At 37.9% G+C, this 15,494-nt stretch carries 10 protein-coding genes; 3 read left to right on the forward strand and 7 right to left on the reverse strand.

Features of this window, described 5'->3' with window-relative positions:
* Positions 1-26 precede the first annotated feature (26 nt).
* Positions 27-857, reverse strand: a complete 831-nt coding sequence (gene fdhD / locus PluTT01m_RS25140; RefSeq protein WP_011148941.1) for a formate dehydrogenase accessory sulfurtransferase FdhD — start codon at positions 855-857, stop codon at positions 27-29.
* 197 nt (positions 858-1,054) lie between these two features.
* Between fdhD and fdnG the strand changes: the two genes are divergently transcribed.
* From fdnG to fdoI, 3 genes are read left to right on the forward strand one after another with little or no spacing between them, the layout of a single operon-like run.
* Positions 1,055-4,102: a formate dehydrogenase-N subunit alpha gene (fdnG, locus tag PluTT01m_RS25150; protein WP_146748249.1), complete on the forward strand. Its 3,048-nt coding sequence runs from the start codon at positions 1,055-1,057 to the stop codon at positions 4,100-4,102.
* Positions 4,103-4,112: 10 nt separating this feature from the next.
* Positions 4,113-5,042: a formate dehydrogenase subunit beta gene (gene fdxH / locus PluTT01m_RS25155; protein WP_011148942.1), complete on the forward strand. Its 930-nt coding sequence runs from the start codon at positions 4,113-4,115 to the stop codon at positions 5,040-5,042.
* The gene (fdoI, locus tag PluTT01m_RS25160; protein ID WP_011148943.1) at positions 5,039-5,680 is read left to right on the forward strand and encodes a formate dehydrogenase cytochrome b556 subunit; all 642 of its coding nucleotides are present in this window, start codon (positions 5,039-5,041) and stop codon (positions 5,678-5,680) included. The genes fdxH and fdoI overlap by 4 nt, the downstream gene beginning before the upstream one ends.
* Before the next feature lie 400 nt (positions 5,681-6,080).
* Here the strand turns inward: fdoI and PluTT01m_RS25165 are convergent, their stop codons facing one another.
* The 6 genes from PluTT01m_RS25165 to PluTT01m_RS25190 form a co-directional block, all read right to left on the reverse strand.
* The gene (locus PluTT01m_RS25165; RefSeq protein ID WP_324251511.1) at positions 6,081-7,076 is read right to left on the reverse strand and encodes a methyltransferase; all 996 of its coding nucleotides are present in this window, start codon (positions 7,074-7,076) and stop codon (positions 6,081-6,083) included.
* Between the two features lie 921 nt (positions 7,077-7,997).
* Positions 7,998-8,951, reverse strand: a complete 954-nt coding sequence (locus PluTT01m_RS25170; RefSeq protein WP_011148945.1) for a methyltransferase — start codon at positions 8,949-8,951, stop codon at positions 7,998-8,000.
* Between the two features lie 629 nt (positions 8,952-9,580).
* Entirely contained in the window at positions 9,581-10,534 is a 954-nt protein-coding gene (locus PluTT01m_RS25175; RefSeq protein ID WP_011148946.1) for a methyltransferase, read from the reverse strand.
* 708 nt (positions 10,535-11,242) lie between these two features.
* A complete protein-coding gene (locus PluTT01m_RS25180; RefSeq protein ID WP_011145223.1) occupies positions 11,243-12,211 on the reverse strand; it encodes an IS30-like element ISPlu1 family transposase in 969 nt (322 codons plus the stop codon).
* A gap of 288 nt (positions 12,212-12,499) precedes the next feature.
* A complete protein-coding gene (locus PluTT01m_RS25185) occupies positions 12,500-13,453 on the reverse strand; it encodes a methyltransferase (RefSeq protein ID WP_011148947.1) in 954 nt (317 codons plus the stop codon).
* A gap of 712 nt (positions 13,454-14,165) precedes the next feature.
* Entirely contained in the window at positions 14,166-15,119 is a 954-nt protein-coding gene (locus tag PluTT01m_RS25190; protein ID WP_011148948.1) for a methyltransferase, read from the reverse strand.
* Positions 15,120-15,494 lie beyond the last annotated feature (375 nt).

Here is a 15,494-nt window from a genome sequence, read left to right on the forward strand (position 1 = left end):
CTTGATATTGCATATTCTTAGCGGGTTTAACTTATTAATCTCTCAGCATGGGTATAAATAGTCGCTTTACCGGGTTTACAGAAACCAACCAAGGTCAAATGACATCGGTCAGCGATTTCTACCGCCAATGAAGTTGCGGCTGAAACAGCCAATAAAATTTCAACGCCACAGATGGCTGACTTTTGTACCATCTCATAACTGGCACGGCTGGATACCAGAACAGCGCCTTGCTGCCAGCCTGTTTTTGCCTTCATGCCTAGCATCTTGTCCAGTGCAACATGCCGACCTACATCCTCACATCCGCCCAATAATTTACCTTCCGGATTGATCCAACCTGCTGCATGAGTACAACCTGTCAATGCACCAACATCTTGGACGCTAGTCAGCTGAGAGAGAGCATAGTCAAGCTGGTTTAATGAAAAAGTTTGAGTGAAAGGCAACGGGGAAATAGGGCGAAAAATATCAGAAAGTTGTTCTGCTCCACAGATGCCGCAACCTGTTCGTCCCGCCAGATTACGTCTGCGCTCTTTCAAACCCGCAAAACGGCGGCTAGAAAGTTCTATTTGCAACTCAATGCCGCCGCGACAATGAGCGACAATATCAATACTACGAATCTCGTGTTGAGATTCAATGATGCCTTCGGAAAGTGAAAATCCAATAGCGAAATATTCGAGATCTTTGGGACTTGCCATCATCACAACATGTGAAATACCGTTATAAACTAAAGCAACAGGAACTTCTTCTGCAATCCAATCAACTTTTAATGTATCGAAATGGTGTTTTTGTTGCACATTCGTTCGTGTTACCCCCTCAATCACACCAAATGGTAACAACTTCCCTGATTTTACGTTATACATTAGATGAGTTCCTAATAGTGTTACGACACAATAATTGTGTGGAAAAAAGAGTCTATACTATTTGTCAGGCAATAAATCTGATCCCGCTACGGAAAGTGGTTTTAATAAGAAAGAATACATTTGAAATTTTTCCCATGATGGAATGGATACTGTTTTAAGACAATGCATTTTAAGACAATGTGAGCGAGGAGATTCCCATGCAAGTCAGCAGAAGGCAGTTCTTTAAGATCTGCGCTGGCGGTATGGCAGGTACAACGGTAGCAGCATTGGGCTTTGCACCAACCGCAGCCCTTGCACAAACGCGTAATTATAAACTGTTACGTGCACGTGAAACCCGAAATACCTGTACATACTGCTCTGTCGGCTGTGGGCTGTTGATGTACAGCCTTGGCGATGGCGCAAAAAATGCGAAAGCAACTATTTTTCATATTGAAGGTGATCCTGATCACCCAGTAAACCGCGGTGCACTTTGTCCTAAAGGCGCGGGCTTGGTTGATTTTATTCATAGCGAAAGCCGCCTGAAATATCCGGAATATCGTGCAGCAGGTTCTGACAAATGGCAACGTATTACTTGGGATGAGGCATTTGATCGCATTGCTAAACTAATGAAAGCAGACCGTGACGCTAATTTCATTAAAACCAATCAAGAGGGTGTCACAGTCAATCGTTGGCTGACGACCGGTATGCTGTGTGCATCCGCTGCCAGTAACGAAACAGGTTATCTATCGCAAAAATTTAGTCGCGCTCTCGGCATGCTCGCCGTAGACAACCAAGCACGTGTCTGACACGGACCAACGGTAGCAAGTCTTGCTCCAACATTTGGTCGCGGTGCGATGACCAACCATTGGGTTGATATCAAGAACGCGAATCTGATCGTCGTTATGGGTGGTAACGCTGCCGAAGCACATCCAGTGGGATTCCGCTGGGCAATGGAAGCCAAAATCCATAATAACGCTAAGTTAATTGTGATTGATCCGCGTTTTACCCGTACAGCATCTGTGGCGGATTTCTATACTCCAATCCGTTCTGGTACTGATATTGCTTTCTTGTCAGGTGTCATTTTATACCTACTGACCAACGATAAGATTAATCATGAATATGTCGAGGCGTATACCAACGCCAGTCTGATCGTGCGTGAAGATTACTCGTTCGATGATGGTTTGTTCAGTGGTTACGATGCAGAAAAACGTCAATACGATAAAACCAGTTGGAACTATGCACTGGATGAAAACGGCTTTGCTCAACGTGATATCACACTTAAGCACCCACGTTGTGTATGGAATCTGCTAAAAGAGCACGTTAGTCGTTACACGCCAGATGTCGTCAGTAATATTTGCGGTACGCCAAAAGAGGACTTCCTGAAAGTCTGTGAATATATTGCAGAAACTTGTGTTAAGGATAAGACCGCTTCTTTTCTGTACGCGCTGGGTTGGACTCAACACTCAGTGGGTGCACAGAACATCCGGACTATGGCAATAATCCAGCTACTGTTGGGCAATATGGGGATGGCAGGTGGCGGTGTTAATGCATTGCGGGGTCACTCGAATATTCAGGGATTGACTGATTTGGGGCTGTTGTCGCAAAGCTTGCCGGGATATCTGACACTCCCCTCAGAGAAACAGGCTGATTTGCAAACTTACCTCCAGGCAAATACGCCAAAACCAATGCGGCCGGGTCAGGTTAACTATTGGGGTAACTACCCAAAATTCTTTATCAGTCTGATGAAGAGTTTCTACGGAGATAATGCCCGTAAAGATAACGACTGGGGTTTTGACTGGCTGCCGAAATGGGACAAAGGTTATGACGTTCTGCAATTTTTTGACATGATGTCGAAAGGTGAAGTGAATGGCTATATTTGTCAGGGCTTTAACCCGGTAGCCTCTTTTCCGAATAAAAACAAAGTCGTTGGTGCCCTGTCGAAACTGAAATTCCTGATCACGATCGATCCGCTTAATACTGAAACTTCAACTTTCTGGCAGAACCACGGTGAATTTAATGAAGTCGATTCATCCAAAATTCAGACAGAAGTTTTCCGCCTGCCATGTTGCTGTTTTGCAGAGGAAAATGGCTCAATTGTTAACTCTGGCCGCTGGTTGCAATGGCACTGGAAAGGGGCTGATGCACCGGGAGAAGCCATCGGTGATGGCGAAATCCTTTCAGGAATCTTCAAACGTCTGCGGGATATGTACCGCACGGAAGGGGGTGCATCACCAGAGCCGATGCTGAGCATGACTTGGGATTACTTCAACCCGGACAACCCCACATCAGAAGAGGTGGCTCAAGAGAGTAATGGCCGGGCACTGGTTGATCTGATTGATGCTAATGGCAACGTCATCGTGAAACAAGGTCAGCAATTAACCTCTTTTGCGCAGCTACGTGATGATGGCACGACCGCCAGTGGTTGTTGGATCTTTGCTGGAAGCTGGACGCCGGAAGGTAACCAAATGGCCCGTCGTGATAACGCAGATCCATCAGGATTGGGTAATACGCTAGGTTGGGCATGGGCATGGCCGTTAAACCGTCGTATTTTGTACAATCGCGCATCGGCTGATCCGCAGGGTAAGCCGTGGGACCCGAAACGTCAGTTACTGACGTGGGATGGTACTAAGTGGGGTGGTGTCGATACTGCTGATTACAGCGTGGCGGCACCGGAAACGGATGTTGGTCCATTTATCATGCAACCGGAAGGTATGGCACGTCTGTTTGCTATTGATAAGATGGCTGAAGGGCCGTTCCCTGAACACTATGAACCTTTTGAAACACCATTGGGGACCAATCCATTGCATCCGAATGTGGTATCCAACCCGGCAGCCCGAGTGTTCAAAAGCGACTTTGAAGCAATGGGTAAGCCAGATAAATTCCCTTATGTAGGAACGACTTACCGCTTGACAGAGCATTTCCACTATTGGACAAAACATGCATTATTGAACTCGATTATCCAACCTGAACAGTTTGTAGAAATCGGTGAAAAACTGGCGGAAAAGAAAGGCATCAAACACGGTGATACCGTCAAGGTTAGCTCTAATCGTGGTTACATCAAAGCGAAAGCGGTTGTCACCAAACGTATTCGAACCCTGAATGTACATGGTCGTGAAGTAGATACTATCGGTATTCCGATTCATTGGGGCTTTGAAGGGGCTGCGAAGAAAGGCTTTATTGCCAATACGTTGACACCATTTGTTGGGGATGCGAACACACAAACGCCTGAGTTCAAAGCGTTCCTGGTTAATATAGAAAAGGTGTAAGGGAGAAATCATGTCATTGCAAACTCAAGACATCATTCGTCGCTCTGCCACAAATTCTTTTACTCCTGCACCACGGGTGCGGGATGACCAAGAGGGCGTTGCAAAACTGATTGATGTGACAACATGTATCGGTTGTAAAGCTTGTCAGGTGGCCTGTTCTGAGTGGAACGATATCCGTGACGAGATCGGTCATAACGTTGGTGTTTATGATAACCCGGCGGACTTAACCGCTAAATCATGGACCGTGATGCGCTTCTCAGAAGTTGAAGAGAACGGCAAACTGGAATGGCTGATTCGTAAAGATGGTTGTATGCACTGCGCTGATCCGGGCTGCTTGAAAGCTTGTCCAGCCGAAGGGGCGATTATCCAGTATGCAAATGGGATTGTTGATTTTCAGTCTGAACACTGTATCGGCTGTGGCTACTGTATCGCGGGTTGTCCGTTCAATGTGCCACGGATCAACAAAGAAGATAACCGGGTATATAAGTGCACTCTGTGTGTTGACCGCGTTAACGTCGGTCAGGAACCTGCCTGTGTGAAAACCTGTCCGACCGGTGCAATCCATTTTGGCAGTAAAAAAGCGATGAAAGATTTGGCGGCTGAACGGGTGAGTGAGTTGAAAGGCCGAGGTTATGAGAACGCGGGCCTGTACGATCCTGATGGGGTTGGTGGGACTCATGTGATGTATGTGCTACACCATGCTAACAAACCACAGCTATATCATGGCTTACCGGACAATCCCGCTATCAGCCCGACCGTCACCTTCTGGAAAGGTATCTGGAAACCGCTGGCCGCAGTGGGATTTGCTGCCACATTCGCTGCCAGCCTCTTCCATTATGTGGGAATTGGACCAAACCGAGTGACTGAAGAAGACGAGGAAAATGCGCGTCGTGATACGGAATCATCACAAAAATCAGCTAATGGGGAGGAACAGCGATGAAAAGCAGGAAAGATATTATTATCCGTCACTCACCTGTTGAGCGAATAAACCATTGGGCGGTAGTGCTCTGTTTTTTCTTTACCGCCATTAGTGGATTAGGATTCTTTTTCCCCTCTTTTAACTGGCTGATGAATATCTTCGGTACACCTCAATTGTCACGGATTTTGCATCCCTTTGTTGGTTCAGTGATGTTTATTTTATTTATCTTTATGTTCTTCAGATATTTTAAACATAACTTTATCGACAAAGATGACATTATATGGCTAAAAAATATCCGTAAGATTGTAAAAAATGAGGAAGCGGGTGATATTGGTCAGTATAACTTAGGTCAAAAAGGGGTTTATTGGTCTATCACTATTTTCCTGATATTACTCGCTGTCAGTGGTGTTATTATTTGGCGCCCCTATTTTGCTGATCTCTTCTCTATTCCAATAATTCGAATTGCGCTTCTAATCCATTCAATGTCAGCTATTGGTTTAATCTTGACGATTATGGTTCACGCTTATGCGGCATTCTGGGTGAAAGGAACTCTTCGAGCAATGGTTGAAGGTTGGGTAACCCGTGGATGGGCGAAGAAACATCACCCACGTTGGTATCGTGAAATAATGAAACAGGAGCAGCAAGAAGAGAAACGTTAATACGTTTATAATCATCGCAGCAGGATAAGTATATCCTGCTTATACCCTATGGATTTCAAGATGGCTCGCAACGGCAAGGGAGTGAATCCCCGGGAGCATAGCAAACTATGTGACCGGGGTGAGCGAGCGCAGCCAACAAAGAGGCAACTTGAAGGATAACGGGTATATTCCTTATTAAGCACGAATAATGCAAGGAATGATTAAATATTAGGTTTAATATTTTTATTTAATTTATTCTTTTATCATCAATTTTTAAATTCAATTCACTTTCTATTTTAATCTATATATCTCTTTAATATAAAAAAGCATCAAAAAATCTTGATGCTTTTTTTATATATTAATTCCTCAAAAACACAATATCATGTAATCATCTTTGGGAATAATCTGTAGTTCCTACAATCTATTTTATCTGTAGTTTGATAAATGAATACGGTGAATATGATTGATCTATAACTTTAGTCTCTTGAACGACAAGTCCAGCTTGGTTAGCCAGATATTCGAATTCAGTAAAACTACGTTCTTTCCCTAAAAATAACACATCCATTAATATATCGAAAGATCTAGAAAATTCTGGCTCTTTCACCATATTTATCAATAATAGAGATGAGTTTTTATCCATTGCTTTGCGGAAATTCTCCAAAATGAGTATTGAGTCACTATCGGACCAATTATGGAGAACATTTTTTAAAATATATAAATCATAACCCGATGGAATTGAATTTAGAAAATTTCCATTGATAAAATCTATATTATCAGAAACGGGAAGCTCACTATATCTATCCAATACAGCATAATGTTTTCCTTTTACTTTTTCACTAATTCTTACTAAAAGCTCCCCTTCGCCCCCTCCAACATCTAATATTCTATTGTGCTGATTAAAATCATAAATACCAAGTAACTTCTCAACGATTAAATTTGAGACTCTTGTCATTAAAGCATCAAAATTTGATTTTAGAAACTTGTTACCATCCAAATATTCAAAGAATGGCCTGCCATGTGCCATTTCAAATGCCGATTTGCCATCATCTTCAAATAGGGATTTTCCATACATTAACCAAGCGTTACTGTAATGTGAGCAAATTTCAAGCTTTATCATGAATGACTCAAAACTTTCAGGATTGGCAAAAACATGACACTCATCAGAAAGCCTGAATTTATTATCGTTACTAACCAACACTCCCATTTCAACTAAGAAATCACATAATCGACTAAACCGAGCATAATTAACACCAGATTTACGGGAAAGCTCGCTTATATCGACATAAATTCCATCTTTAAAGTGAGTAGATAATCCGGTATCAACAAAAGCATGAATTGCAGCTGATCTTCTATTTGATGCAATTAGTTCAGTTAGCATTGAGCCATCCTTTTTATCTGTATACCCGTTATCTTTCAAGTTGCCTCTTTGTTGGCTGCACTCACTCACCCCGGTCACATCGTTATCTATGCTCCCGGGGATTCGCTCCCTTGCCGTCGCGAAGCATCTTGAAATCCATAGGGTATATATTATGAAAAAATTAAGTATTTTATCCAAAATCCAAGAAATAACATGATGATAGATTGGATATCGCAACAATCTGTTTATACCCGTTATCCTTCAAGTTGCCTCTTTGTTGGCTGCACTCGCTCACCCCGGTCACATCGTTCTCTATGCTCCTGGGGATTCGCTCCCTTGCCGTCGCGATCCATCTTGAAATCCATTGGGTATAAAACAAAATGTAATTATTAACTTTGTTACTTTTTCGCGCAAAGATATAATTCACTTTGCTTCCGCATTGTTAAAAGTAAGCTACCAGATTATATTAAATTTGATAAAAAGAAATGACAAAGATCACAATTAGCTCTTCTCAGAATTCTTGATGGTTAAATATAAAAAAATAACGTAGAATATATATTACTATTTACATTCATTTATAGAAGAAATAAATAATTATAAAACCTGAAAAACTATAAGGTATTTTATAAACATACTATTTCAACAATAGGAAAAAAATGTCAATGAGTTCCTCTTCAAATATCATCAATGAAAGGTAGTCATATTCTACCCATTGTTAATTAACAGCCTATCTCAACAAGGTTATTGGGATAGGCGCTAAGTTTAATGCAATAATATAAGATAGAAATATGGCATCAGATATTTTGATGCCATATTTGTTATACCTGTTTTCAGAGACACTATACCCGTCATCTTTCAAGTTGCTTCTTTGTTGGCTGCACTCACTCACCCCGGTCACATAGTTATCTATGCTCCCGGGGATTCGTTCCCTTGCCGTCGCGATGCAATTTGAAATCCATAGGGTATATAATTATCTGTAGTTTATTTTACACCTAGCTCTATAATTGAATATTTCTCATTTATCTCTTTGATATCTTTAACGACAAATCCTGCTTGGTGAGCCAAATCTTCTAATTCATTCAAATAACGCTCTTTTCCTAATAATAGTACATCCATTAATATATCGGTAGAGTCAATTATTTCTAATTTTAATTTTTTCACCGTACCTATCAACAAAATAGTTGCATTATCATCCATAGCTTTTCGGCAATTCTCTAAAATGAGTATTGCGTTACTATCAGACCAATTATGGATAACATTCTTTAAAATATATAAATCATAACCAGATGGAACTAATTTAAAAAAATCTCCGTTTATAAATTCAATATCTTCTAAAACAGGCGTTTCATTATATCTGTCCAATACAGCGTAATGTTTTCCTTTGATTTTTTCATTTATTCTTATCAAAAGATTTCCTTCTCCTCCGCCAACATCTAATATTCTGTTATGTTGACTAAAATCATAAATATCAAGTAATTTCTCTATTATTTTGTCCGAGTTTTTTGACATAAAAGAATCAAAATTTGATCTGAACAATTCATGATGATCCAAATATTCAAAGAAGGGTTTTCCATGCGCTATTTCAAATGCCGTTTTGCTATTATTTTCATATAAGGATTTTGAATACATTGACCAAGCTTTCCAGTATTCTGGGCTAACTTCGCACCTTATCATCAATGATTCCATACTTTCCGGATCGGCAAGTGCACTGCATTCCTCAGAAAGTGCCACTCCCTCATTGCAGCTAACCAATACCCCTATTTTGATTAAATATTCACATAATCGGCTAAAGCGAGAATGATCAAGGCCATATTGGCTGGCAAGTTCACTGATATTTACGCAGGCCCCATCTTTAAAGTGAACAGATAAACCCATATCAACAAAAGCATAAATTACGGTTGATTTTCTACATGATGTAATAAGATCGATTAGCATAGCGTTATCCTGTATATCATAAAGAAATGAAGTGTTTTATACCCGTTATCTTTCAAGTTGCCTCTTTGTTGGCTGCACTCGCTCACCTCGCTCCCTTGCCGTCGCGATGCATTTTGAAACCCATAGGGTATATTATCTTTTCCCTATGAGATAATAAATATTTTATTTCCCTTACTTTCCAACCAATTAACTCACCTAAATTATCTATTTTTATACGCAAATTATTATACTATACTAAATTTAATAAAAATAAATGATGAAGATCACAATTAAATATTTTCAGAACATTTGAAAATCAAACAAGGGAATATAACTTAATTTTAATATTTTAGCGATTAAACTACTCTTATTATCAACATTTAAATCCATATTCTATTTCAATATTTTATTGATATAAAATAAAAATATGGCATCAAATATTTCAATGCCATACTTGCCATAAAGTTATCAAACATATATACCCGTCATCTTTCAAGTTGCCTCTTTGTTGGCTGCACTCACTCACCCCAGTCACATCGTTATCTATGCTTCCGGGGATTCTCTCCCTTGCCGTCGCGATACATCTTGAAATCCATAAGGTATAATATCCATATCATCATATTTGGTGAAGCTCCACTATTATCTATAATTTATTTTACACCTAGTTGGATAATTGAATATGATTCGTCGATATCTTTAACATCTTGAATAACCAGCCCTGCCTGGTTAGCCAAATATTCGAACTCCGTTAAGTCACGCTCTTTCCCTAAAGATGATACATCCATTAATATATCAAAATATTTAATTATATTAGACTGTGGTTTTTTCATTAAGGTTATCAATAAAATAGTTGCATTATTACCCATTGCCTTCCGGCAATTTTCTAAAATGAGTATTGCGTCATTATCAGGCCAATCGTGAATAACATTCTTTAGAATATATAAATCGTAACCCGACGGAATTGATTTAAAAAAATCTCCATCTATAAAATTTATATTTCCGTAATCAGGAAGTTCATTATATCTGTCCAATACAGCATAATGTTTTTCTTTCACCTTTTCACTCATTCTTATCAGAAGATTCCCTTCTCCTCCACCAACATCTAATATTTTATCGTGTTGATTAAAATCATAAACATTAAATAGCTTTTCAATCATTTTATCTGAATCTTTTGACATTAAGGAATCAAATTTTGATTTGAGCAATTTATTACTATCCAAATATTCAAAGAAGGGTTTTCCATTCGCTATTTCAAATGCCGATTTACCATTATTTTCAAGTAAGGATTTTGGATACATTAACCAAGCGTTCCAGAGACCTGAGTTAAATTCCCACTTTGCTATTAATGACTCCATACTCTCAGGATCAGCAAGCACACGACATTCCTCAGAAAGTGCAACTCTATCATTACTGCTAACCAATACCCCGATTTCAATTAAGAAATCACATAATCGATTCAGTCGCGAATAATCAATACCATATTGGCTGGCAAGTTCGTTGATATCCATATAGGTGCCATTTTTAAAGTGAACAGACAATCCGGTATCAACAAAAGTATAAATGGCAATTGATTTTCTATATGATGTAATAAGTTCGGCTAGCATTAGTTATCCTTTATATCTTTATCTTATATACCCGTTATCTTTCAAGTTGCTTCTTTGTTGGCTGCACTCACTCACCCCGGTCACATCGTTATCTATGCTCCCGGGGATTCGTTCCCTTGCCGCCGCGATCCATCTTGAAATCCACAGGGTATAAAAAGGTGAATTTTTTATCTAAAATTCAGAAAATACCGTGATGATTTATTAGGTATTCTGATAATTAGAATGAGATTATTAACTTTACTATCCTTTCTTAGTAATATAATGCAGATATCATTTTCCTTATTCTCCAATTGGTTAACTTACTTTAGTTATGTATTTTTAGGGTTAAAATTGTTAATTATCAGACTATATTAAACATGATAAAAAGAAATGATGAAGATTACAATTAACTCTTTTAAGGAGTTTTAAAAATCAAATAAAATTATTTAGCATAGTTATTTATGCTATCTAAATTATTTTTATTTCCAACGAATGAATTCTCCTTCCGCTTTAATATCCATATATTTTATAGAGATTAATTACCAATCCCAATAGGCAATCATTATTGCAGGCCATTCTTATCAATGAACAGTACCGGAGCGTACACCACGTAGTACGTGAGGAATAGTACGCGAGGAAGGACAAATAAAATAGCCCTATTGGATAGGTAGTAAGTATGTCATCAAATATTTTAATGACACTTGGATTCACATAATAAGTGCAACATCGTTAATCTGGAAGTAAACATGTTCGTATTCCTTTAAATAATTCATTCGGTGTTTTCCCACCCCGTGTTTTTCGAGGACGATTATTTAATCGGTTTACCACAAAATTTATTTCCTGATCAGAGATTTCATTAAAATTGGTTCCCTTTGGAAAGTATTGTCTGATTAACCCATTGATATTCTCATTGATCCCTCTTTCCCAAGGCGAATAAGGGTGAGCAAAGTAAATTTGGGTTTCTAATTCTTCACCGATGATTTCATGATCTGCGAACTCCAAACCGTTATCGAACGTGATGGTCTTAACCTTTTGTTTTAACGGGTATAATACTTTCACTGCTGCTTTCGCGACTTCTGATGCCTGCTTGCTATCAAGTTTAACGATAATTGTATACAGCGTCTTGCGGTCAACCAATGTTAATAAGACACTTTTTTTATCTTTCCCTATTATCGTATCTCCTTCCCAGTCCCCAATACGTTCTTTTTTATCAACAATTTCCGGGCGTTCATCAATACTGACCCGATTTTTAATTTTACCTCTTCTTTCATAGCGACCATAGCGTTTGCGATAGGGTTTTCTGGCTATTCGCAGATGTTGCCATAAATCACCCCCCTCTCTTTTATCTTGATAAATCAGTCTATAAATCGTCTCATGATGCAAAGATATCCCTTTATGTTGCTTCAAATAATCAGCCACCTGTTCAGGGCTTAAATCTTTCCAAATTAACCGTTTTATCCATCTTTTTACTTCCGGCGTTATTTTCACGGCCTTTTTAGCAAAATGACGACGCGCCAATACCTTCAAATGAGCCTGTTCAGGGCAGTATGTCTGGACTTCTTGATTTCTCTTCAATTCTCTGCTGATGGTCGATGGGCTTCGCTTAAGTGACTTCGCAATAAAAAGCTGTGAAAAACCCGCTTCTCTTAAACTGGAAATCTGGTATCTTTCTGTTTCGGTCAGTTGTGTATAGGCCATAGTGCATTTTCCTTTGGCGAGAAAGATGCCTACTATAGCAACTGACCGCCCTTCTGAAAAATTGCACTTATTAGTCGAATCCGCCACATACTTGTTATATGTTTTTTCAGAGAAACAATATCCATATAATTATACCCGTCATCTTTCAAGTTGCTTCTTTGTTGGCTGCACTCACTCACCCCGGTCACATAGTTATCTATGCTCCCGGGGATTCGTTCCCTTGCCGTCGCGATGCATCTTGAAATCCATAGGGTATATACTTAATGAAAATACATGATTATCTTTAAGTTATTTTATTCCTAGCTGGATAATTGAAGATGATTCATCGATATCTTTAACATCTTGAATAACCAATCCTGCCTGGTTAGCCAAACGTTCGAATTCCGTCAAATAACGTTCTTTTCCTGAAAATAGTACATCCATTAATATATCCAAATATATCACCATCTTAGATTGTGGTTTTTTCATATAACTTATCAATAAAACAGCGGAACCATTATCCATTGCCTTGCGACAATTTTCTAAAATGAGTATTGCGTTATTATCGGACCAATCGTGAATAACATCCTTTAAAATATATAAATCATAACCTGATGGAATTACTTTTAGAAAATCTCCATTTATAAAATCGATATTTTCCAAAACAGGAATTTCATCATATCTATCTAATACAGCGTAATGTTTTCCTTTTACCTTCTCACTCATTTTTACCAGAAGACTTCCCTCACCTCCTCCAATATCTAATATTCTGTTGTATTGACCAAAATCATAAATATCAAGTAGTTTTTCAATTATTTTATCTGAGCCCTTTGACATTGAAGAGTCAAAATTTGATTTGAGTAATTTATTACTCGCTAAATGTTCAAAGAATGATTTTCCATGCGTTATTTCAAATGCCGGTTTTCCATCATTTTCAAGTAAAGATCTCGGATACATTGACCAAGCGTTCCAGCAATCTGGACTCAGTTCCCATTTTACAATTAATGACTCCATACTTTCAGGATCGGCAAGTGCACTGCATTCCTCAGAAAGGGTGACTTTATGGCCGTGGTTAACCAATATCCCAATTTCAATTAAGAAATCACATAATCGATCCAGTCGCGAATAATCAATACCACATTGACGGGAAAGTTCGTCTATATCTACATAAGCTCCATTTCTAAAGTGAATAGATAAACCGGTATCAACAAAAGCGTAGATTGCGGCTGATTTTCTATATGATGTAATAAGTTCGGCTAGCATTGAGTTATCCTTTATACCCGTTATCCTTCAAGTTGCCTCTTTGTTGGCTGCGCTCACTCACCCCGGTCACATCGTTATCTATGCTCCCGGGGATTCGCTCCCTTGCCGTCGTGACGCATCTTGAAATCCATTGGGTATATGTCTTTGTCTAAAGTATATGAAATACCATAATGCATAATTGGGTATTTCGATCACTAATATGTAATTATTAGCTTTGTTACCTTTTCTTAGTGAGATAATAAAAATTCCATTCTCCTTATTTTCCCATTGTTCAACTTACTTTAATAACGCATTTTTAGGAACAAAATTGTTAACTATCAGACTATATTAAATTCGACGAAAATAAATGACAAAGATCACAATTAACTCTTCCCATAAATTTCCAAAATAAAATAGAATTTTTTAATATAGTTATTAATCGTTTTTATTGTCAGAGAGTAAATTTGCTTTCTAATTTAATGCTTATATATTTAATTATTAACATAAAATAAAAATGTGACATCAAATATCTTGATGCCACATTTTATATATTTCCCAACGATAGAATATGAGTATATCCGTCATCTTTCAAGTTGCCTCTTTGTTGGCTGCACTCACCCCGGTCACATCGTTCTCTATGCTCCCGGGGATTCGCTCCCTTGCCATCGCGATCCATCTTGAAATCTATTGGGTATATAATCATCTTTGGAAATAATCCTAAACCCCTAATGATTTATTTTACCTTTAATTCGATAAGTGAAAATATTTCATCTAAATCTTTATAATGTCGAATGACAAGCCCCGCTTGGTTAGCTATATCTTCGAATTCAGACAAATAACGTTGTTTCGCTGAAAATAGCATATCCATTAATATATCCACAGATTTAACTACCAAGGATTGTGGTTTTTTCATTAAGGTTATTATCAGGAGGGTTGCGTTATTATCCATCGCTTCTCGGCAGTTCTTCAAAATGGATATAGCATCATTATCAGGCCAGTTATGGAGAACATTCTTTAAAATATATAAATCATAACCTGTCGGAATTGGCTTAAAAAAATCTCCTTTTATGAAATTTATACCTTCTGAAATAGGTACTTCATTATATCTGTCCAATACAGTGTAATCTTTTCCTTTGACCTGTTCACTGATTCTGATCAAAAGCTCTCCGTCTCCACCACCCAGATCTAATATTCTGTTATGTTTATCAAAATCATAAATAACAAGCAATTCTTTAATTATTTTATTTGTGTATTTTGACATTAAAGCATCAAAATCTGATTTTAATCCCTTATTACTATCCAAATGCTCAAAAAATGATTTTCCATGCACCATTTCAAATGCCGATTTGCCATTGTTTTCCAATAAGGATTTTGGATACATTAACCAAGAATCCCAATGTTCTGAATTGATTTCATATTTTACTGTTAAGAATTCTACGCTATTAGGATCAGCAAGTGCACTGCATTCCTCAGAAAGTGCAACTCCGTGGTCACTGCTAACCAATACGCCTATTTCAATTAAGAAATCACATAGTCGATTAAGTCTCGAATAATCAATACCATATTGACTGGCAAGTTTGTTAATATCTACATAGTCTCCATTTTTAAAGTGAATAGATAAACCCGCATCAACAAAAGTATAGATTGCAGCGGTTTTTCTATATGACGTAATGAGATCGATTAGCATTGAATTACCCTTTCTGTATTTTTAAATGAGGTTATTATATAATACATAGATAGTAACACTATAAATAACCATATATAGTTGAAACACTTTTAGCCCCAAATGTAATTATTAGCTTTGCTATCTTTTCCTTATGCAGTAATGAAAATTTGATTCATCTTTGACAATTGCTTACTCACTTTAATTATATGTTTTTAACCATGAGTTAATTAACTATCAGACTATATAAAATATGATAGAAAGAAATGTTAAAAATCACAATTAACTCTTTTTAGGGATTTTTAAGATTAAATCAAAAGATGTGCCTTAACAATATTTTTCTTTCAAAAAATTCACACAAAGAATGAAGGGTTATAAAAAATTTACAACCATTTCATG

The sequence above is a fragment of the Photorhabdus laumondii subsp. laumondii genome, from assembly GCF_003343245.1.
Lineage (GTDB): Bacteria > Pseudomonadota > Gammaproteobacteria > Enterobacterales > Enterobacteriaceae > Photorhabdus > Photorhabdus laumondii.